Origin of the sequence: Mycobacterium malmoense (genome assembly GCF_019645855.1) — a bacterium.
GTDB lineage: Bacteria > Actinomycetota > Actinomycetes > Mycobacteriales > Mycobacteriaceae > Mycobacterium > Mycobacterium malmoense.
The window spans coordinates 2,354,828-2,374,451 of sequence record NZ_CP080999.1 but is presented as its reverse complement, the minus strand read 5'-3'; the positions used below and the strand labels follow the sequence as shown (position 1 = coordinate 2,374,451).

Below are 19,624 nucleotides of genomic sequence, written 5' to 3'. Positions count from 1 at the left end.
CGGGGACGGCTCATCGGGTTCAACGTTTCGGCGCCGGGGCTTCGCAGCGACTTTTCCAATGTCTAGCGAGCGGGTTTCGGACAGGACGGATGGGTGCCCGCGGTGACAAGGTCGGCAACCGCGGCACGCGGGTCACCACTTTTGACCAAACCTTCACCGACCAACACGGCGTCGGCACCCGCACCGGCATACGCCAGCAGGTCTCCGGTGCCACGCACACCGGACTCGGCGATCCTGATCACGCTGCTGGGCAGCCCGGGAGCGATGCGCGCGAAGCAATCCCGGTCCACCTCCAGCGTCGCGAGATCGCGGGCGTTGACGCCGATCACCTTGGCGCCGGCCTTCAGCGCCCGATCGGCTTCCTGCTCGGTGTGCACCTCGACGAGCGCCGTCATGCCAAGCGATTCGGTGCGGTCGAGCATGGACACCAACGCCGACTGGTCCAGCGCGGCCACGATGAGCAACAGCATGTCGGCGCCGTGCGCACGCGCCTCGTGGATCTGATAAGGCTGCACCACAAAGTCTTTGCGCAACACCGGAATCGACACCGTGGCCCGGATCGCGTCGAGGTCGTCGAGCGAGCCCTGGAAACGCCTCTCCTCGGTCAGGACGCTGATGATCCGGGCACCGCCGTCTTCGTAGGCTCGGGCCAGCTTTGCCGGGTCGGCGATGGGCGCCAGTGAACCGGCCGACGGACTGGCGCGCTTGACCTCGGCGATGACGCCGATACCGGGCTCGCGTAACGCGGCCATCACGTCCAGCGGTGGCGGTGCGGCGGCGGCGGCCGCTTTGATTTCGGACAGGCTGATGAGCGCTTCGCGCGCGGCAACGTCGGCCCGGACTCCCTCGAGGATGGAGTCAAGCACGGTTGCCGGACTCATGCCTGTCGTTCCTCCCACTCCCAACCCATTGCCATCCCGCTGTCGCCACCGTCACTCGGGCGGTTTCGGGAATGCAATGAAGGGTAGCGACCGTCAGCTCGCGGCCCGTCACCGACCCTCGGTGTCCGACTCGTAGGGCCGATCGGTGGGGTCGCGACCCTCGTCAAGCGCATCCCAGATCATCCGCTCCGACACCTCCGGCGTCACCCCGTCAGCGTCTTCGCGTCGCGCATTCGACCGGCGGGTCGCGGGCGCCGCATATTTCGTTGCGCCCGAGCGGTCCGACCCCAAAACCGAAGCAGACCGCATCAATAAGACGGCCGCGGCCAGGGTGCACACCGCGGCGGCCACCGCGGCGCCCGCCCCCCAATGGTGCCGCTCGGTTCCCACCAGCGATGCCAGCGAGACATGCGCGAGGTCGGCGCCGCGCACGGCCACGTCCGGAATCACCCACAGGCTGATGCCCAGATAGCCGACCGCAAGGCTGGCCGCCGCCATCAGTCCCGCCAGCACCCGCAACGGCCAGCCACGCACCGCGAGCGCGGCGGCCGCGGTGGCCAGTATGAGCAGCGCCAACGGCACCAGCGCCGTCGACCACGAGGCGCCGGACAGGGTCACCTCCTTTGGCGGGCCCAGCCCGTCGAACGACCGGATGACGACCCAGGGCAGCCGCGACGCCGTCCACAGCGCCCCCGCGGCAACCACCAGCAACAGCTGGGCTATCCCGATCGTCAGCCGGCCGGACCGAGCCGGGCGGGTATCACCCATCGCGGTCCGGGGCGGTCAGCGTCTCGGCGGCGGCGATCGCATTGAGCACCGCCCGCGCCTTGTTGGTGGCCTCGGTGTACTCGTAGGGGCCGTTGGAGTCGGCCACCACGCCGCCACCGGCCTGGACGTAGGCGGTGCCGTCGCGCATCAGCGCGGTGCGGATGGCGATCGCGAAGTCGGCGTTGCCGGCGAAGTCGAGGTAACCGACCACGCCGCCGTAGAGTCCGCGGCGCGTCTTTTCCACCTCTTCGATCAACTCCATGGCCCGCACCTTGGGTGCGCCCGAGAGTGTGCCGGCCGGGAAGCACGCCGTCACCGCGTCCAGGGCCGTGCGGCCCCCGCCGAGCATCCCGGTCACCGTCGACACCAGGTGCATGACGTGGCTATAGCGTTCGATGTGGCTGTAATCCTCGACCCGCACGGTGCCCGGCGTGCAGACCCGGCCGAGGTCGTTGCGGCCGAGGTCGACCAGCATCAGGTGTTCGGCGCGTTCCTTGTCGTCGGCGAGCAGTTCTTTCTCCAGCAGCTGGTCTTCTTCGTCGGTCTGCCCGCGCCACCGGGTTCCGGCGATCGGGTGCGTCGTGGCCCGGCCGTCGGCGACGGTGACCAGCGCCTCCGGACTGGACCCGACGACCGAAAAGTCCGTCGCCCCAGCACTATTCGGCACGTGCAGCAGATACATGTAGGGGCTGGGGTTGGTTGCCCGCAGCATCCGGTACACGTCGATGGGATCGACGTTGGTGTCCATCTCGAAGCGCTGCGAGGGCACCACCTGGAAGGCTTCGCCGGCCGCGATCTGGTCGACGAGGTAGTCGACGATCTTGCCGTATTCCTCGACGGTGCGCTGCGCCCGGTGTCGGGGCTCGGGCCTGCTGAACGTGGCCACCGTCGACGACAGCGGCTGGCCCAGCGCCGCGGTCATCACGTCCAGCCGGGCGACCGCGTCGTCGTAGGCCTCGTCGACGCGTTCGTCGGTGCCGTTCCAGTTCACGGCGTTGGCGATCAGCGTGATGGTGCCCTCGTGGTGGTCGACCGCCGCCAGGTCGGTGGCCAGCAGCAGCAACATGTCCGGCAGGTGGAGGTCGTCGACCGCCAGCTCGGGCAGGCGCTCGAGGCGCCGCACCAGGTCATAGGCGAAGAACCCGACCATGCCGCCCGACAGCGGCGGAAGCCCGGGCAGCGCCGCGGTGGCCAGCAGCTCCAGGGTGGCCCGCAGGGCCTGCAGCGGGTCGCCGCCGGTGGGCGCGTCCTGCGGCACGGCGCCGAGCCACACCGCGTCGCCGTCGCGCACGGTCAGCGCCGACGGCGCCCCCGCCCCGATGAACGACCACCGCGACCAGGACCGGCCGTTCTCGGCGGATTCCAGCAGAAACGTGCCCGGGCGGTTGGCGGCGAGTTTGCGGTAGGCCGACAGCGGCGTCTCGCTGTCGGCTAAGACCTTGCGGGTCACCGGAACCACGCGGTGTTCCGCCGCAAGCACACAGAAGTCCTCCCGTGAGGTGGTGGCGGCCAGGTGATCGTGCACCGAACCATCTTCCCAGACGGGGTCCGGCGGCCCGCGAGCGTAACGTGGCTGCGCTTTTCTGGGTCGAGATTCGCCGTGGCGTTACGCCCGCGGCAGCTGACCAGGCGAGGCGTAGCCTGACGGCCATGAAAACTGGTGACACCGTGGCCGACTTCGAACTTCCCGACCAGAAGGGAACGACTCGTAAGCTCAGTGACCTGCTTGCCGACGGGCCCGTGGTCCTGTTCTTTTACCCCGCGGCGATGACGCCCGGCTGCACCAAGGAAGCCTGTCACTTCCGCGACCTGGCGTCGGAATTCGCCGCGGTCGGGGCCAACCGGGTGGGCATCAGCGCCGATTCCGTGCACAAGCAGGCCAAGTTCGCCGACATCCAGAAGTTTGACTACCCGCTGCTGTCCGACACCGAGGGCACGGTCGCCTCACAGTTCGGTGTCAAGCGCGGTCTGCTCGGCAAACTGGCGCCGGTCAAACGCACGACTTTTGTCATCGACACCGACCGCAGGGTGCTGGACGTGATCTCCAGCGAATTCAACATGGACACCCATGCCGACAAGGCGTTGGAGACACTGCGGGCCCGGCCGTCGGCCTAGCTCCCGCTCCCTCGCGAGCAGACGCAGAATCGCCTATTTTCGCACGAAATAGGCGATTCTCCGTCTGCTCGCCACGCCCGTCAGGGGACGATCGCGAGGAACACATAGGCGGCCAGCAGCACCAGGTGCACCTCGCCCTGCAGTCGCGTAGCCCGCCCGGGCACCACGGTCAGCACACTGATCACCACGGTCACCGCAAGCAGCACCAATTGGGTGGCGCCGAGGCCGAGCACCAGCGGCCCGTTCAGCCATATGCTCGCGGCCGCGATGGCCGGGATAGTCAGACCGATGCTGGCCATCGCCGACCCGTAGGCCAGGTTCAGGCTGGTCTGGATGCGGCCCCGCCGCGCCGCGCGCACCGCCGCGAGTGTCTCCGGCAGCAGCACCATCGTGGCGATCACCACGCCGACGAACGACTGCGGGAATCCGGCTGCCGTCACCAAATGCTCGACCGCCGGCGATTCCTGTTCGGCCAGACCCACCACCGCAACGAGGGCGACCAGCAGCAGCACGAGGCTGGTCAGCGCCGACCGGGTGCTCGGCGGATCGGCATGGCTTTCGTCCTCGTCGAACGGCCATTTTTGGCCCTTCTGCGCGACGGGCAGGAAAAAGTCGCGATGCCGCACGGTCTGGGTGAAGACGAACAGCAGGTACAGCAACAGCGAGGCGACCGCGGCGAAGGTGAGCTGCCCGGGTGAGAACTCCTTGCCCTGATGGCTGGTGGTGAACGCGGGCAGCGCCAGGCTCAGCGTCGCCAGAGTCGTGAGCGTGGCCAGCGCGGCTCCGCTGCCCTCGGCGTTGAACAAGGTCACGCCGTAGCGCCGGGAGCCCAGCAGCAGCGACAACCCGGCGATCCCGTTGGTGGTGATCATCATCGCGGCGAAGGCGGTGTCCCTGGCCAGGGTCGCCGCCTCGTCGCCGCCGGACGCCATCAGCTCGACGATGAGGGCTACCTCGATGACCGTCACCGCACCCGCGAGCACCAGCGACCCGAACGGCTCGCCGACGCGGTGCGCCACCACCTCCGCGTGCTGGACCGCTGCCAGCGCCGCACCGACGAGCAGCGCCGCCTCGAGCGCGACCAGTACCGGCCCGAGCTGCTCTCCCCAGGTGGCCGTCAGTGCGACGACGGCAAGCAGCGGCACCACCACTGTCCAGGACACCCGTTTCACCATCGCCAGCCATTCTCATCGAAGGCACCCGCTAGCGGGCGGTCAGCGCCCCGCTCTCGGCGATAACCCGGTTGCCGCGGTGACAGCCTCAGTAGCATGCTCACATGCCGCAAAGCGATGCGCGCGCCGAAGACCGCAGAGAAGGCCTGCGAGAGGGACAGGCGTTCGCCGGATACACGATCATTCGGCGACTGGGGACCGGTGGCATGGGCCAGGTGTACCTGGCGCAGCACCCGCGGTTGCCTCGCCGCGACGCCCTCAAAATTCTGCCCCGCGCGCTCACCGCCGACGACGAATTTCGTCAGCGCTTCAACAGGGAGGCCGACCTGGCCGCGGGCCTGTACCACGAGCACATCGTCGGCATCCACGACCGCGGTGAATACGAAGGCCAACTGTGGATCTCGATGGACCACGTGGAGGGAACCGACGCGGCGAAACTGCTGCGCACCCGGTATCCGTCGGGGATGCCGAAAAGCGATGTCGTCGAGGTCATTTCGGCCGTCGCCGACGCGCTCGATTACGCCCACTCGCGCGGACTGCTGCATCGCGACGTCAAACCGGCCAACATCCTGCTGACCGACGCGGATTCCCGACGACGGGTCCTGCTCGCCGATTTCGGCATCGCGCGCGAACTGGGCGACATCAGCGGCCTGACCGCGACCAACATGCTGGTGGGCACCACCGCGTACTGCGCGCCCGAACAGCTGCAGGGTTCGGACCTGGATGGGCGAGCCGACGAATATGCGCTCGGCTGCACCGCCTTCAACTTGTTGACCGGGTCGGCCCCGTTTCACCATTCCAACCCGGCGGTGGTGATCACCCAGCATTTGTCCACACCACCACCGCATCTCAGCGAGCACCGGCCCGAACTGGCCGACCTCGACGGCGCCATCGCCAAGGCTCTCGCCAAGAAACCAGACGACCGGTACCCGACGTGCGCGGATTTCGCGGCCGCGCTCGGTAGCCAGCTCGACACGGCCGCGGCCGAGGTGGCGGCGGGACCCACAGAAGTCATTCCGGCACCCACGGAAGTGATCGCGGCCCCCGACGGCGCATCTCCAACCTCGCCAAAAGCGCGCGGCGGCCGGCGAGTTCCGGCGACGGTGATCGCGGCGCTCGTCGCCGTCGCGCTGATCGCGGTGGGAGCCTATGCCGGCGTCCGCATGCTCGGCGCCCGCGCCAACAACCAAAACGGCGCCTCGTCGGCGCCAGCGGCGCCCCCGTCGCCGCCAGCGGCGCCGCCGCCCGGCAATGCCGTTCCGCCGTCCGGGAATGCCGTTGCACCGCCGGCGATCACGCTGTCGAGCCAAATCACCGATCAATCGGGTGTGCTAACTCCGCTCGAGCACGCCGCGGTGGACAGGGCACTCACCAAGCTCTACAACGGGCGCGGCACCCGGCTGTGGGTGGTGTACGTCGAGAACTTCGGGGGCCTCAAGCCGTTCAGGTGGGCCGAGGACACCATGCGCGCCAACAACTTCACCGACACCGACGCCATCCTGGCCGTCGCCACCGACGAGCCGGCATTCTCCTTCCGGGTGCCCAACGCCGTGATCACCGGAAAAGTCATAGATCTGGAGATCATTCGCCGCGACCGAATCCAGCCGGCCGTCTCCCGCCACGAATGGGCGCGCGCGGCGATAGCCGCGGCCAACGGGCTGGACGTCGCCCCCGGTTAGGCTTCCGGTTCCAGCAGCACGTCGGCGTCGAAACAGCTGTGGTCGCCGGTGTGGCAGGCGCCGCCGACCTGATCGACCGTCAGCAACACGGCGTCCCCGTCGCAGTCCAGTCGCACCGAATGGACGCGCTGGGTGTGGCCGGACGTCGCGCCCTTGACCCACTGTTGCGCGCGGGATCGCGAATAGTAGGTGGCCTCACGGGTTTCCAGGGTGCGGGCCAGCGCCTCGTCGTCCATCCAGGCGACCATGAGCACGTCGCCGCTGCCGCGCTCCTGCACGACGGCGGTGAACAGCCCGTCGGCGTTGCGCTTCAGCCGCGCGGCGATCTTCGGGTCAAGCGTCATCGCACGGCGACCCCCGCTTTGGCCATGGCGGCCTTCACCTGACCGATCGTCAGCTCGCGGAAGTGAAAGACGCTGGCCGCCAACACCGCATCGGCGCCGGCCGCGACCGCGGGCGCGAAGTGTTCCACCGCGCCGGCGCCGCCGCTGGCGATCACCGGCACCGTGACCGCCGCGCGGACCGCGCGCAGCATCGCCAGGTCGAACCCGGCCTTGGTGCCGTCGGCGTCCATCGAGTTCAGCAGGATCTCCCCCACCCCGAGCTCGGCGCCGCGGGCTGCCCAGTCGACGGCGTCGATGCCGGTGCCCCGCCGGCCGCCGTGGGTGGTGACCTCCCAGCCGGACGGTGTCGGCTTAGGCCCGTCGGGCACCGTACGGGCGTCGACGGATAACACGATGCACTGGGAGCCGAATTGGGTTGCCATTTCGGCCAATAGGTCGGGCCGGGCGATGGCAGCGGTGTTGACCGCAACCTTGTCGGCGCCCGCGCGCAGCAATGTGTCGACGTCGGCCACCGTGCGCACCCCGCCGCCGACCGTCAGCGGGATGAACACCTGCTCGGCGGTGCGGCGCACCACCTCCAGCATGGTCGCCCTACCCGACGACGACGCGGTCACGTCCAGGAAGGTCAGCTCGTCGGCGCCTTCGGCGTCATAGGCCGCCGCCAGCTCCACCGGATCACCCGCGTCCCGGAGGTTTTCGAAATTGACCCCCTTGACCACCCGCCCGGCGTCGACGTCTAGGCACGGGATCACGCGCACGGCAAGGCCGGTGCCTGAGTACATCTCAGTAGTCCTCCGGTTCGCCGACGGCCCGCAGGATCTTGAGGATCTCGCCGTGCGCGTCGGGCGCCGCGGCCAGCACCGACCGCGACGCCGGGGTCCAGGGTTCACCGGCCAGGTCGGTGACGATGCCACCCGCGGAGCGCACCTGCGCGACCCCGGCGGCGTGGTCCCAGACGTGACCTCCGAAAGTTATTGCGGCCCCGAGGATTCCATCGGCAACGTAGACAAGGTCGATTCCGGTGGAGCCGTGCATCCGTAACCGTGAAGACACCCGGCTGAGGTTCTCCAGCACCGCGAGCCGGTAGCGTCCCGGGAAGCGGCCCCGCGAGTCGACGTTGAACGTTCCGACCGCGACGAGGCTGTCTGCCAGCTCCGTGGCACCGAGCGACGGCCGCGGCTCACCGTTCCTGATCAGCGGGCCCCCCGCGACGGCGGTGTAGCGCTCGCCGAGGAACGGCAACCAGGTGAGGCCCGCCACCGGGTCGCCGTCGTGCAGCAGGGCCAGCAGGATCGCGGCCATCGGCGATCCGGCGGCGTAGTTGAACGTGCCATCGACGGGGTCCAACACCCATACCCACGGCGAGTCGACGTCCATGCCGCCGAATTCCTCGCCGTGCACGCCGATTCCGGTGGTGGCGACCAGCGCGGAGACGACCTGCCGTTCGATCGCGAGATCGACTTCGGTGGCAAAGTCGTTGCCCTTCTTGGCAACCGCCGAACGGGCGCGGTGGCCCGCCAGGAATTGCGGCACGGCCGCATCGAGGATTGCCGATGCCTTGTCAACCAAGGGGGAGGCCAGCGCGTTGAGGTCCATCGCGCCTACACCCTCACCGCGGCCAGGGCCTGCGGCAGGGTGAACCGGCCGGCGTAGAGGGCCTTGCCCACGATGACGCCCTCGACCCCGCGGCCGGTGAGGGTCGCTAGGTTGGCCAGGGCGCGCAGGTCGTCCAGGCTGGACACTCCGCCGGAGGCGATCACCGGGGCTTCGGTGCGGTCGGCCACGCTGGCCAGCAGGTCGAGATTGGGGCCGCCCAGCGTGCCGTCCTTGGTGACATCGGTGACCACAAACCGCGAACATCCCTGGCTGTCAAGGCGTTCCAACACTTCCCACAGGTCGCCGCCGTCGCTTTCCCAGCCGCGTCCGCGCAGCCGGTGCTCGCCTCCTGGATTTCCCGGGTCGATCTGGACGTCCAGCCCCACGGCGACCTTGTCGCCGTGCTCGGCGATCGCCCTCGCGCACCACTGCGGATTCTCCAGCGCCGCGGTGCCCAGGTTGACCCGGGCGCAACCGGTGCCCAGCGCCGCGGCCAGCGACTCGTCGTCGCGGATCCCGCCGGACAGCTCCACACGCACGTCGAGCTTGCCCACCACCTCGGCGAGCAGTTCGCGGTTGGAGCCGCGGCCGAACGCGGCATCGAGGTCGACGAGGTGGATCCATTCGGCCCCGTCGCGCTGCCAGCCCAGTGCGGCGTCCAGGGCCGAGCCGTATTCGGTTTCGCTGCCGGCCTTGCCCTGCACGAGTCGCACGGCGCGTCCGTCGACCACGTCGACGGCCGGTAACAGTATCAACAAAATTCCTCCTGGTCGCCGAGACTGTAACTAACGACGCGTCCTCTCGGCGTTTGCGTGGCGGAATACAGTTTCGCGGAAGTCGTCACAGTCCCTGAACCCAGTTGCTCAGCACGACGGCGCCGGCGTCGCCGCTCTTTTCCGGGTGGAATTGGGTCGCGGCCAGCGGCCCGTCCTCGACCGCGGCCAGAAACGGTACCCGATGGGTAGCCCACGTCAGCACCGCTTCCGGGGAACCTTCCCAGGACTGCGCGGCGTAGGAGTGCACGAAGTAGAACCGCGTGCCCGCGTCCAGGCCTTTAAACAGGGCGCTGCCCGGCCCGGAATTCACGACGTTCCAGCCCATGTGCGGGATCACCGGGGCGTCCAGCCGGGTGACGGCTCCCGGCCACTGCCCGCAGCCTTTGGTCTCCACCCCGAATTCGACGCCGCGGGCGAACAGGATCTGCATGCCGACACAGACGCCTAGCACCGGGCGTCCCGCGGCCACCCGTTCGGCGATGATCCGCTCCCCCGCGATCTTGCGCAGGCCCGTCATGCACGCCTCGAACGCGCCGACGCCGGGCACCACCAGCCCGCCGGCAGCCGCGGCGGCGCCCGCGTCGGCGGTCACCTCGACCGACGCGCCGACCCGCTGCAGCGCGCGCTGCGCCGACCGCAAATTCCCCGAGCCATAGTCCAAAACGACAACGGATTTTGCTGTCACAGAACACCTTTAGTGGATGGCACGCCCAACACCCGGGGATCGGGTTCGACCGCCTGGCGCAACGCGCGGGCCACGGCCTTGTACTGCGCCTCGGTGATGTGGTGCGGGTCGCGCCCGTACAGCACGCGCACGTGCAGCGCGATGCGGGCGTTGGCGGCCAGCGTTTCGAACACGTGCCGGTTGATGACCGTGTGGTAGGGCACCGAGCTGCCGGCAATGGTGGTGTGCTGCAGGTGATCCGGCTCCCCGGTGTGCACGCAGTAGGGCCGCCCGGACACGTCGACCGCGGCGTGGGCCAGCGCCTCGTCCATCGGGATGAAAGCATCCCCGAACCGGCGGATGCCCTTCTTGTCGCCGAGGGCCTGCCCTAGGGCCTGGCCCAGCGCGATCGCGGTGTCCTCGATGGTGTGGTGCCCCTCGATCTCCAGGTCGCCCTCGGTGCGCACGGTCAGGTCGAAGCTGGCGTGGCTGCCCAGCGCCGTCAGCATGTGGTCGTAGAACGGCACACCGGTGTCGACGTGGACCTGCCCGGTGCCGTCGAGGTCGAGCTCGATGACGATGTCGGATTCCTTGGTGCGGCGTTCGATTCGTGCGCGGCGGGTGGCGGTCACGGGGCTCCTATGGGGGTGGCTGGGACCAGTTCGGTGGCCGCGATCTGGGCGCTGGCCCGTAGGAACGCGTCGTTCTCGTCGGCCAGGCCCGTGGTGGCGCGCAGGTAGCCGGGGATCCCGACGTCGCGGATCAGGATGCCGGCGTCCAGGTAGCGCTGCCAGGCGGCCGGTGCGTCGGCGAACTCGCCGAACAGCACGAAGTTGGCGTCGCTCGGGATCACCCGAAAGCCCATGCCGCTCAAGGCCGTCGTGACGCGTTCGCGTTCGGCGATCAACGTGGCCACGCTGGCCAACGTGTCGTCGGCGTGCCGCAGCGCGGCCCGGGCGGCGGCCTGGGTGACCGACGACAGGTGATAGGGCAGCCGCACCAGCAGCATCGCGTCGATCACCGCCGGCGTGGCGACCAGATACCCGAGCCGGCCGCCGGCGAAGGCGAACGCCTTGCTCATGGTGCGGGTGACGACGAGCTTGGCCGGGTATTCCTCGACGAGCGCCACCGCGCTGGGCTGTGAGGAGAACTCGCCGTAGGCCTCGTCGACGATCAGGATGCCCGGAACCACGTCGAGCAGCCGCCGCAGATCCGTCTGCGAAACGCTCTGTCCCGACGGGTTGTTGGGGCTGGCGATGAACACCACGTCGGGTCGCCCGTCGGCGACGGCGGCCACGGCGGCATCGGCGTCGAGGCCGAAGTCGTCGGCGCGGGCGGCCTCGAGCCATTCGGTGCGGGTGGCGTCGGCGATGATCGGGTGCATTGAGTAGGACGGGACGAACCCGATCGCGCTGCGCCCCGGGCCGCCGAACGCCTGCAGCAGCTGTTGCAGGATCTCGTTGGAACCGTTGGCTGCCCAAAGGTTTTCGACGCCAAGCCGGGTGCCGGTCTGCGCGGTGAGGTAGCTTGCCAGGTCGCGGCGCAGGGCCACCACGTCGCGGTCGGGGTAGCGGTGCAGGTCCGCGGCGGCCTCGCTCACCGAGCGCACCACGTCGTCGACGAGCGCCTGGGTGGGCGGGTGCGGGTTCTCGTTGGTGTTCAGCCGCACCGGAACCGCCAATTGCGGTGCGCCGTAGGGTGATTTGCCGCGCAGGTCGTCGCGCAGCGGCAGGTCGTCCAGCGTGGGCTTAGGTACGCTCATCGCTCGAACCTCCGCCGTATCGCCTCGCCGTGCGCCGGCAGGTCCTCGGCCTCGGCCAGCGTGATCACGTGCCCGGAGACGTCTTTGAGCGCCGCCTCCGTGTAGTCGACGACGTGGATGCCGCGCAGGAACGTCTGCACCGACAGGCCGCTGGAGTGGCGGGCGCAGCCCGCGGTCGGTAGCACATGGTTGGATCCGGCACAATAGTCACCGAGGCTCACGGGTGCCCACGGACCGACGAAAATGGCTCCGGCCGAACGTATTCGGTCCGCGATCCGCCCCGCGTCGACGGTCTGAATCTCCAGGTGTTCGGGCGCGTAGGCGTTGACGACCTTGACGCCGGCGTCCAGGTCGTCGACCAGGATGGTCGCCGATTGGCGCCCACCCAGCGCGGCGGTCACCCGCTCGCGGTGCACCGTGGTGTGCAGCTGGGCGGCCAATTCACGCTCGGCGGCGGCGGCCAGGTCCTCGCTCGGGGTCACCAGCACGCTGGCCGCCATCTCGTCGTGCTCGGCCTGGCTGATCAGGTCGGCGGCCACGTGCGCCGGGTCGGCGGTGTGGTCGGCGAGGATGGCGATCTCCGTCGGCCCGGCCTCGGCGTCGATGCCCACCCGGGAGCGGCACAGCCGCTTGGCGGCGGTGACGTAGATGTTGCCGGGGCCGGTGATCATGTCGACGGGCACGAGTTCGGCGCCTGCGTCCGGCGACGATGCGGACCGTGTTCGGTCCGCTGAGAAGCCGGGCCATTCGACCCCGGTGTCGGTGCCGCCGTAGGCCAGCAGCGCCACCGCCTGCGCCCCGCCCACGGCCCACACCTCGTCGACGCCCAGCAGCCGGGCCGCGGCCAGGATCGTCGGATGGGGCAACCCGTCAAACTCCGCCTGTGGCGGACTGGCCACCACCAGCGAGCCGACGCCGGCGGCCTGCGCCGGCACCACGTTCATCACCACGCTGGACGGGTACACGGCGTTGCCGCCGGGCACATACAGGCCCACCCGCTCGACGGGAACCCACCGCTCGGTGACCGTCGCGCCCGGCCCGAGCGTGGTGGTGACGTCGGTGCGACGCTGATTGGCGTGCACGGCGCGGGTGCGTTCGATCATCACCTGCAGCGCATCCCGGACATCGGCGTCCAGCCCGGCCAGCGCTGCCTCCAGCGCGACGGCGGGCACCCGGACGGCGGCGGGCCGCACCCCGTCGAACGACGCCCCGAACTCCAACGCCGCCTCGGCCCCGCGCTCGGCGACGGCCTGCACGATCGGCCGCACCCGGGGCAACACGGCCTCCACGTCGGTGCCACCGCGTGGCAGCGTGGCCCGCAATCGGGCGGCCGTCAGCTCCGCGCCCCGCAGGTCAATGCGGGCCATCGGCGACGGTTGGGTGGGACTCACGGTCTCCATTGTCCCAGAGCAGCTCAAGTGGATATCCGACCGGTAGTGTGGCCGCCATGTCCGCAAAGGATCACCCGAATAACGCCCCGGGCATCCCGATGGTGTATCCGCCCTGGTTCGAGAACTTTCAGGTCAAATACGTCAACCCGGCGCTCAAACCGATCGCCCGCTACCTGCCCGGAACCGCAACCATCGAGCATCGCGGTCGCAAGTCCGGCAAGCCGTACAAAACCATCGTGACGGCCTACCGCAAAGGCAACGTGCTGGCGATCGCGCTGGGCCATGGGAAAACCGACTGGGTCAAGAACGTGCTGGCCGCGGGCGAGGCCAACCTGCGCTTTACCCGCCGCGAGGTGCACATCACCAATCCGCGGATTCTGCCCGCCGGCTCCGACGGCCCGGACGCTCAAGGGTTGCCCTGGTTGGTGCGGCTGCAATTGCGCCGCATGGCGGTGTTGGTCGGCGATATCGCCTGAGCCGCCGCGGCGGGCCACGGCTTTCGGTGTGAGCCGGCGGCCTTCAGTGTGAGCCGACGGCCTTCAGTGTGAGCCGACGGCCTTCAGTGTGAGCCGACGGCTTTCGGTGTGCGTGCAGGGCGGAATCTGGGCGATTTTTCCGCCGTGGACTCACGCGCGACGCCCTGAACTCACACCGAAAGCCGTGGACTCACGCGCGACGCCCTGAACTCATACGAGAGCGCCGGGCCTACATGTCCAAACCGATATCGAGTGCGCGCACCGAGTGGGTCAGCGCACCGACGGCCAGGTAATCCACGCCGGTCGCGGCGTAGGTCGCCGCGTTCTCAAGGCTGAGGCCCCCGGACGACTCCAGCAGCACCGCGGGTGCCCGGGTGTCGCGGCGCTGCACGGCGATCTGCGTCTGCCACACCGGGAAGTTGTCCAGCAAGACCAGTTCGGGCTTTTCGTCCAGCACCGCATCGAGCTGCTCGAGGGAGTCCACTTCGACCTCGCACGGCAGGTCGGGGGCCGCTTCACGGACCGCCCGCAGCGCTTCGACCGCTGAGCCCGCGGCCGCGACGTGGTTGTCCTTGATCAGCGCCGCGTCGCCAAGCCCCAGGCGGTGATTGAGTCCCCCGCCGACCCGCACCGCGTATTTCTGCAGCACCCGCAGGCCCGGGAGGGTTTTGCGGGTGTCGCGGACCTTCGCCTTGGTGCCCTGCACCGCGTCGACCCACGCCGCGGTCGCAGTGGCGATCCCCGACAGGTGGCAGATCAGGTTCAGCATGGTCCGCTCGGCGGTCAGCAGGCCACGGGTCTCCGCATGCACCGTCAACAGCGATTCACCGGGCTGCAACCGGGCACCGTCCTCGACGCGGTCGAGCACGTGATAGCCCCCGGCGCCGAGCACCTCGTCGAGCACCAGCAGCGCGACGTCCACCCCGGCGATCACGCCCGGCTCGCGGGGCACCATCGACGCCGTGGCCACCGCGCCGGCGGGCACCGTGGCCAGCGTGGTGACGTCGGACCCGTAACGCAGATCCTCGTCCAGGCCCCGGCGGATGGCGTCGCGGGCGGCGGCGAGTTCGCAGTCGGACAGCATCGTCAGCCCACCGCCGCCAACGCCTCCACCAGCACCGAGTCTTGGTTGTCGGCCAGCCGGAGGACGCCGCCGCGGGCTTGTTCCGGCGCCGCGTCCGCGTACTCGGCGCGGTGGTGGCAACCCCGGCTTTCGTTGCGCGCCAAGGCCGCCGCGGCCACCGCCCGGGCGGCCAGCGTCAACGCGACGTCTTCGAAATCCCGGCGACCCGCCACCGTGCGGACCCGCGCCTGGGAGAGCTTGTTGGACAACCGGTTTAGCCCGGCGGCGTCGCGGACCACCGAGGCGTCGAGGCTCATCGCGCGTTGCAGTTCGCCGCGTTCCGGCGCGGTGTGGGCGATGGGCTCGGGCACCGTCGCGCGGCAACGCCCGGCCGCCGCCGCGTGCGCGGCCGCGGCCTTGCCGGCCCTCCCCCCGACCACCAAACCTTCCAGCAGGCTGTTGGACGCCAAGCGGTTGGCGCCGTGCATTCCGGTGCGGGCCACCTCGCCGGCCGCGAACAGCCCGGGCAGTTCGGTCCGCCCGTGCACGTCGGTGACGACGCCGCCGCAGCTGTAGTGCGCCCCGGGAACCACCGGGATCGGCTCGCGGCCGGGGTCGATGCCGGCCGCCCGGCACGCGGCGGTGACGGTGGGGAATCGAACCTCAAAGCCCGCGATGCCGCGCGCGTCGAGGAAGACGCACGGGTCGCCGGTGGCCTTCAGCCGCGCGTCGATGGCCGCCGCGACGACGTCGCGCGGCGCCAGGTCGCCCATCGGGTGAACGCCGGCCGTGACCGAATTGCCTTGCCCGTCAAGCAGTATCGCGCCCTCACCGCGAACGGCCTCGGTGACCAGCGGACGCCGCCCACCGGTCCCAACGCCGAACAGCATCGTCGGGTGGAACTGGATGAACTCGAGATCGCTGACCGCGACGCCGGCCCACAGCGCCAACGCGATCCCGTCGCCGGTGGAGCCGTCGGGATTGGTGGTCGCGCCGTAGAGGTGCCCAAGCCCGCCGGAGGCCAGGATCACCGCGGGCGCGTTGACGATCCCGTACCCGTCCGGGCTGCCCACCAACACGCCGGTCACGGCCGTACCGTCGTGCAACACCCGCAGCGCCACGTGGCTGGTGCGGATGTCCAGCATCGCCGCGGCGTGGTCGAGCGCGCGCTGGACCTCGGCGCCGGTGGCGTCGCCGCCGGCGTGCACGATGCGTCGCCGCGAGTGACCGCCTTCGCGCGTCAAATCCCAACGGCCGGGGACGGATTCGTCGAATCGTGCCCCGTCACCGACCAACTCGGCGACGGCGCGGTAGCCGTCGCCGACGATCGAGCGCACCGCCTCGGGGTCGCACAGGCCCGCGCCCGCGGCCAGGGTGTCGGCGACGTGGGCATCCACGGAGTCGTCGTTGTCGGGTAAGACCACCGCGATGCCGCCCTGGGCGTAGTGGGTCGCGGTCACCCCGCGCGCCTGGTCCGCCTTGGAAAGGACGACGACGCTGCGGCCGGCGCGATGGGCGGCCAGCGCAGCGGCCAATCCCGCGACGCCGGTGCCGATGACGACGACGTCGGCGGTATGCGCCCACGCCGGACCCGCCGTCATTCGCCGCCGCCCGGCTGGCCGATTTCGATCATCCGCTGCACGCTGCGCCGGCCCGCCGCCGCGGTTTCCGGATCGACGTGAACTTCGTCCGCGCCATCCACCAGGCAGCGCAACAGGGCCGCGGGGGTGATCATCTTCATGTACTTGCACGACGCGCGGTCGTTGACCGCGCGGAAGTCGACATCCGGTGCGGCCCGGCGTAGTTGGTGCAACATGCCGACTTCGGTGGCCACCAGCACCTTGCGGGCCCGTGTCTGGTGCGCCGCATCGAGCATGCCGCCGGTGGATAGGATCTTCACCCTATCCGGCGGGAAGGCACCCTCACCGGCAAGATACAAAGCCGAAGTGGCGCAACCGCATTCGGGATGCACGTACAGTTCTGCATCGGGATTCGCGCGGGCCTGGCCGGTGAGCTCGTCGCCGTTGATCCCGGCGTGCACGTGGCATTCGCCAGCCCAGACGTGAATGTTCTTGCGGCCGGTCACCCGGCGGACGTGGGCACCGAGGAACTGGTCCGGGCAGAACAGCACCTCGCGGTCGGGGTCTATGGACTCGACCACCTCGACCGCGTTGGACGAGGTGCAGCAGATGTCGGTGAGCGCCTTCACGGCGGCCGTGGTGTTGACGTAGGAGACGACGACGGCGCCGGGGTGCTCGTCCTTCCAGGCGCGCAGGTCGTCGGCGGTGATCGAGTCGGCCAGCGAGCAGCCCGCCCGCTGATCGGGAATGAGCACGGTCTTGGCCGGACTCAGGATCTTGGCGGTCTCGGCCATGAAGTGCACGCCGCAGAACACGATGGTGTCCTCGGGCGCGTCGGCGGCGATCCGCGACAGCGCCAGCGAATCGCCCACGTGATCGGCGACGTCTTGGATGGCGGGCAGCTGGTAGTTGTGCGCGAGCAGGGTGGCGCCGCGCAGCGTCGCCAGCCGCCGGACCTCGGCCGCCCACTGCTCGTCGCCGTCCACACCGGCGTAGCCGGCGGGCGTGTTGGTGATACGGGCAGTCATGTCGTCCGCGAGCGTGTCCATGCGAGTCAAAACCGTCACGGAAAGATCCTTTCGCGTCCGGGAGGTTTTCGACTTACAATCGAAAACATGGTCCATAGTAGCACCGCCCACGAAGTGCTTGCGGTCGTGTTCCAGGTTCGCCAGGCTACCGAGCAGGTTACGAAGGCCCCGCGAACAGAAAAACCGCAGCTGAACGTGCTGTTATGGCAACGTGCCCGCGATCCGCAAAAGGGGGCGTGGTCGCTGCCGGGCGGGCGGCTGCGCAACCACGAGGACCTGACCACGTCGGTGCGTCGCCAACTGGCCGAAAAGGTCGACCTGCGAGAGCTGGCTCACTTGGAACAGCTCGCTGTGTTCTCCGACCCACACCGGGTGCCGGGCACCCGGGTGATCGCGTCGACCTTCCTGGGCCTGGTGCCCTCCCCCGCCACCCCCGAGCTGCCGCCGGACACCCGCTGGCATCCGGTGAATTCGCTGCCGCCGATGGCGTTCGATCACGGACCGATGGTGGCCCACGCCCGCGCCAGGCTGGTCGCCAAGATGTCGTATACCAACATCGGGTTTGCTTTGGCACCAAGGGAATTCGCGCTTTCCGCGCTGCGCGACATCTACGGCGCCGTGCTGGGGTACCAGGTCGACGCCACAAATCTGCAGCGGGTCCTGGTCCGGCGCGGGGTCATCAGCCAGACCGGCACCATCGCACAATCCGGCCGCAGCGGCGGGCGTCCGGCGGCGCTGTATCACTTCACCGACTCGTCGCTGCGGGTGACCGACGAGTTCGCCGCGTTCCGGCCGCCCGGCCAGCTTTGAGCTACCTCCGAGTTACCGTCGAGGGCCACGCCGCGCCGGTAAGTTGGGTGAGACCGGGCCGGCGGTGATGCCCACGAGAACTGGCTCACATTGCGGCGATTACGTTTTGGCCACCGCCCGTTCATGCGCGAGAATGCCGCGAGGCCAAGAAGGGATCCTCAATGGTTGAGTTCGGCAATCTGGCAGGGACACGTGGCGCGGAGTGGATCGGCCGGCCACCGCATGAGGAGCTGCAGCGCAAGGTGCGGCCGCTGCTGCCCTGCGACGACCCGTTCTACCAGCCGCCGCCCGGCTATCAGCACGCCGAGCCCGGCACGGTGTTGCGCTCGCGCGACGTCGAGCTGGCGTTTCTCGGGCTGATACCCCAGCCCGTCGCGGCCGTGCAGCTGCTCTACCGGACGATGGACATGAACGGCGAGCCCGAGGCGACGGTGACGACCGTGATCGTTCCGGCCGAGCGTGCTCCGGGGGAAACGTGCCCGCTGCTGTCGTATCAGTGCGCGATCGACGCGATGGCGTCGCGCTGTTTTCCGTCCTATGCGCTGCGGCGCAGGGCGAAGGCCCTCGGATCGTTGAGCCAGTTCGAATTCTTGCTGATCACCGCCGCCGTCGCCGAGGGCTGGGCCGTCTCGGTGCCCGACCACGAAGGCATCCACGGCTCGTGGGGCGCACCATATGAGCCCGGTTACCGCGTCCTGGACGGGATCCGGGCCGCGCTGGGTTCGGAACGACTCGGATTGTCGGCAGGGGCCTCCCCAAGGGTGCCGATCGGGCTGTGGGGGTACTCCGGCGGCGGCCTGGCCAGCGCGTGGGCCGCCGAGATGTGTGGCGAGTACGCACCCGATCTGAACATCGTCGGGGCGGTGCTGGGATCACCCGTCGGCGATCTTGGTCACACCTTCCGCCGCCTCAACGGCGGCTTCCTTGCCGGTTTGCCCGCGTTGGTCGTGGCCGCGCTCGGCCACATCTACCCCGGCCTCGACCGGGTCATCAAGGAACACACCAACGACGAGGGGCGCGCCCTGCTCGCGGCGCTGGAGAAGATGACGACGGTGGAAGCGGTCCTCCGGATGGCGGGCAAGAACATGGGCGACTACCTGGACGAACCGCTCGAAGACATCCTGTCGATGCCCGAGGTGACGTATGTCTTCGACAGCATCAAGCTGGGCGCCGTGGTGCCAACCCCGCCGGTGTTGATCGTGCAGGCCGTGCACGACTACCTCATCGACGTCCACGACATCGACGAGCTCGCCGACGCCTATTCGGCCGGCGGCGCCAGGGTCACCTACCATCGGGACGCGTTCAACGAACACATTTGCCTGCACCCGTTGTCGGCCCCCATGACGCTCCGCTGGCTCACGGACCGGTTCGCCGGCCGGCCACTGACCGAACACCTCGTCAGGACCACGTGGCCGACGATGTTCAATCCGATGACCTACGTCGGCATGGCGCGGCTGGTGAAGATCGCGGCCAAGATCATCACCGGCAGGAAGGTGCCGCATCGCCCGTTGTAAGTCCG

20 protein-coding genes are annotated in these 19,624 nt (G+C 69.5%); 5 read left to right on the top strand and 15 right to left on the bottom strand.

Features of this window, described 5'->3' with window-relative positions; all coding sequences use genetic code 11:
* Positions 1–62 precede the first annotated feature (62 nt).
* From trpC to K3U93_RS11070, 3 genes are all read right to left on the bottom strand, one after another.
* On the bottom strand, positions 63–881 hold the full coding sequence (trpC, locus tag K3U93_RS11080) for an indole-3-glycerol phosphate synthase TrpC (RefSeq protein ID WP_071509491.1): 819 nt from the start codon (positions 879–881) through the stop codon (positions 63–65).
* 108 nt (positions 882–989) lie between these two features.
* Positions 990–1,649, bottom strand: coding sequence for a TIGR02234 family membrane protein (locus K3U93_RS11075; RefSeq protein WP_083011223.1), 660 nt, complete (start codon positions 1,647–1,649; stop codon positions 990–992).
* Positions 1,642–3,174 carry an anthranilate synthase component I gene (locus tag K3U93_RS11070; protein WP_083011224.1) on the bottom strand — a complete coding sequence of 511 codons (1,533 nt, stop codon included), beginning with the start codon at positions 3,172–3,174 and terminating at the stop codon, positions 1,642–1,644. The genes K3U93_RS11075 and K3U93_RS11070 overlap by 8 nt, the downstream gene beginning before the upstream one ends.
* 125 nt (positions 3,175–3,299) lie before the next feature.
* Here K3U93_RS11070 and K3U93_RS11065 point away from each other — a divergent pair, with 125 nt between their 5' ends.
* The gene (locus K3U93_RS11065) at positions 3,300–3,764 is read left to right on the top strand and encodes a peroxiredoxin (protein ID WP_071509494.1); all 465 of its coding nucleotides are present in this window, start codon (positions 3,300–3,302) and stop codon (positions 3,762–3,764) included.
* An 80-nt stretch (positions 3,765–3,844) separates the two neighbouring features.
* Here the strand turns inward: K3U93_RS11065 and K3U93_RS11060 are convergent, their stop codons facing one another.
* Complete coding sequence (locus K3U93_RS11060) at positions 3,845–4,939, bottom strand: calcium:cation antiporter (protein ID WP_071509495.1); 1,095 nt, start codon at positions 4,937–4,939, stop codon at positions 3,845–3,847.
* Positions 4,940–5,040: 101 nt separating this feature from the next.
* On the opposite strand from K3U93_RS11060, the gene K3U93_RS11055 reads away from it, so the two are divergent.
* Positions 5,041–6,615, top strand: coding sequence for a serine/threonine-protein kinase (locus tag K3U93_RS11055; protein WP_083011225.1), 1,575 nt, complete (start codon positions 5,041–5,043; stop codon positions 6,613–6,615).
* Here the strand turns inward: K3U93_RS11055 and hisI are convergent.
* From hisI to hisD, 8 genes are all read right to left on the bottom strand, one after another.
* The gene (gene hisI / locus K3U93_RS11050) at positions 6,612–6,959 is read right to left on the bottom strand and encodes a phosphoribosyl-AMP cyclohydrolase (RefSeq protein ID WP_071509497.1); all 348 of its coding nucleotides are present in this window, start codon (positions 6,957–6,959) and stop codon (positions 6,612–6,614) included. The two genes, K3U93_RS11055 and hisI, sit on opposite strands and share 4 nt — an antisense overlap.
* On the bottom strand, positions 6,956–7,741 hold the full coding sequence (hisF, locus tag K3U93_RS11045; protein WP_071509498.1) for an imidazole glycerol phosphate synthase subunit HisF: 786 nt from the start codon (positions 7,739–7,741) through the stop codon (positions 6,956–6,958). Before hisF ends, hisI begins: the two co-directional genes overlap by 4 nt.
* A 1-nt stretch (position 7,742) precedes the next feature.
* Positions 7,743–8,555 carry an inositol monophosphatase family protein gene (locus K3U93_RS11040; protein ID WP_083011226.1) on the bottom strand — a complete coding sequence of 271 codons (813 nt, stop codon included), beginning with the start codon at positions 8,553–8,555 and terminating at the stop codon, positions 7,743–7,745.
* 5 nt (positions 8,556–8,560) lie between these two features.
* Positions 8,561–9,313, bottom strand: coding sequence for a bifunctional 1-(5-phosphoribosyl)-5-((5-phosphoribosylamino)methylideneamino)imidazole-4-carboxamide isomerase/phosphoribosylanthranilate isomerase PriA (gene priA / locus K3U93_RS11035; protein WP_071509500.1), 753 nt, complete (start codon positions 9,311–9,313; stop codon positions 8,561–8,563).
* An 82-nt stretch (positions 9,314–9,395) separates the two neighbouring features.
* Complete coding sequence (gene hisH, locus K3U93_RS11030) at positions 9,396–10,016, bottom strand: imidazole glycerol phosphate synthase subunit HisH (RefSeq protein ID WP_071509501.1); 621 nt, start codon at positions 10,014–10,016, stop codon at positions 9,396–9,398.
* On the bottom strand, positions 10,013–10,627 hold the full coding sequence (gene hisB / locus K3U93_RS11025; RefSeq protein WP_083011227.1) for an imidazoleglycerol-phosphate dehydratase HisB: 615 nt from the start codon (positions 10,625–10,627) through the stop codon (positions 10,013–10,015). The genes hisH and hisB overlap by 4 nt, the downstream gene beginning before the upstream one ends.
* On the bottom strand, positions 10,624–11,757 hold the full coding sequence (locus K3U93_RS11020; protein WP_083011228.1) for a histidinol-phosphate transaminase: 1,134 nt from the start codon (positions 11,755–11,757) through the stop codon (positions 10,624–10,626). The genes hisB and K3U93_RS11020 overlap by 4 nt, the downstream gene beginning before the upstream one ends.
* Positions 11,754–13,157 carry a histidinol dehydrogenase gene (gene hisD / locus K3U93_RS11015; protein ID WP_083011229.1) on the bottom strand — a complete coding sequence of 468 codons (1,404 nt, stop codon included), beginning with the start codon at positions 13,155–13,157 and terminating at the stop codon, positions 11,754–11,756. Before hisD ends, K3U93_RS11020 begins: the two co-directional genes overlap by 4 nt.
* 47 nt (positions 13,158–13,204) lie before the next feature.
* Here hisD and K3U93_RS11010 point away from each other — a divergent pair, with 47 nt between their 5' ends.
* Entirely contained in the window at positions 13,205–13,624 is a 420-nt protein-coding gene (locus K3U93_RS11010; RefSeq protein ID WP_071509539.1) for a nitroreductase family deazaflavin-dependent oxidoreductase, read from the top strand.
* 229 nt (positions 13,625–13,853) lie between these two features.
* Here the strand turns inward: K3U93_RS11010 and nadC are convergent, their stop codons facing one another.
* The 3 genes from nadC to nadA are packed head-to-tail and all read right to left on the bottom strand — an operon-like array spanning position 13,854 to position 17,334.
* On the bottom strand, positions 13,854–14,708 hold the full coding sequence (gene nadC, locus K3U93_RS11005) for a carboxylating nicotinate-nucleotide diphosphorylase (RefSeq protein WP_176220012.1): 855 nt from the start codon (positions 14,706–14,708) through the stop codon (positions 13,854–13,856).
* 2 nt (positions 14,709–14,710) lie between these two features.
* Entirely contained in the window at positions 14,711–16,288 is a 1,578-nt protein-coding gene (locus K3U93_RS11000) for an L-aspartate oxidase (RefSeq protein ID WP_083011230.1), read from the bottom strand.
* On the bottom strand, positions 16,285–17,334 hold the full coding sequence (nadA, locus tag K3U93_RS10995; RefSeq protein ID WP_083011231.1) for a quinolinate synthase NadA: 1,050 nt from the start codon (positions 17,332–17,334) through the stop codon (positions 16,285–16,287). The genes K3U93_RS11000 and nadA overlap by 4 nt, the downstream gene beginning before the upstream one ends.
* Before the next feature lie 48 nt (positions 17,335–17,382).
* Here nadA and K3U93_RS10990 point away from each other — a divergent pair, with 48 nt between their 5' ends.
* Together K3U93_RS10990 and K3U93_RS10985 are read left to right on the top strand one after the other, a co-directional pair.
* Positions 17,383–18,105: an NUDIX hydrolase gene (locus K3U93_RS10990; protein WP_071509508.1), complete on the top strand. Its 723-nt coding sequence runs from the start codon at positions 17,383–17,385 to the stop codon at positions 18,103–18,105.
* Between the two features lie 161 nt (positions 18,106–18,266).
* A complete protein-coding gene (locus K3U93_RS10985; RefSeq protein WP_083011232.1) occupies positions 18,267–19,619 on the top strand; it encodes a lipase family protein in 1,353 nt (450 codons plus the stop codon).
* The last annotated feature ends 5 nt before the right edge of the window (positions 19,620–19,624 follow it).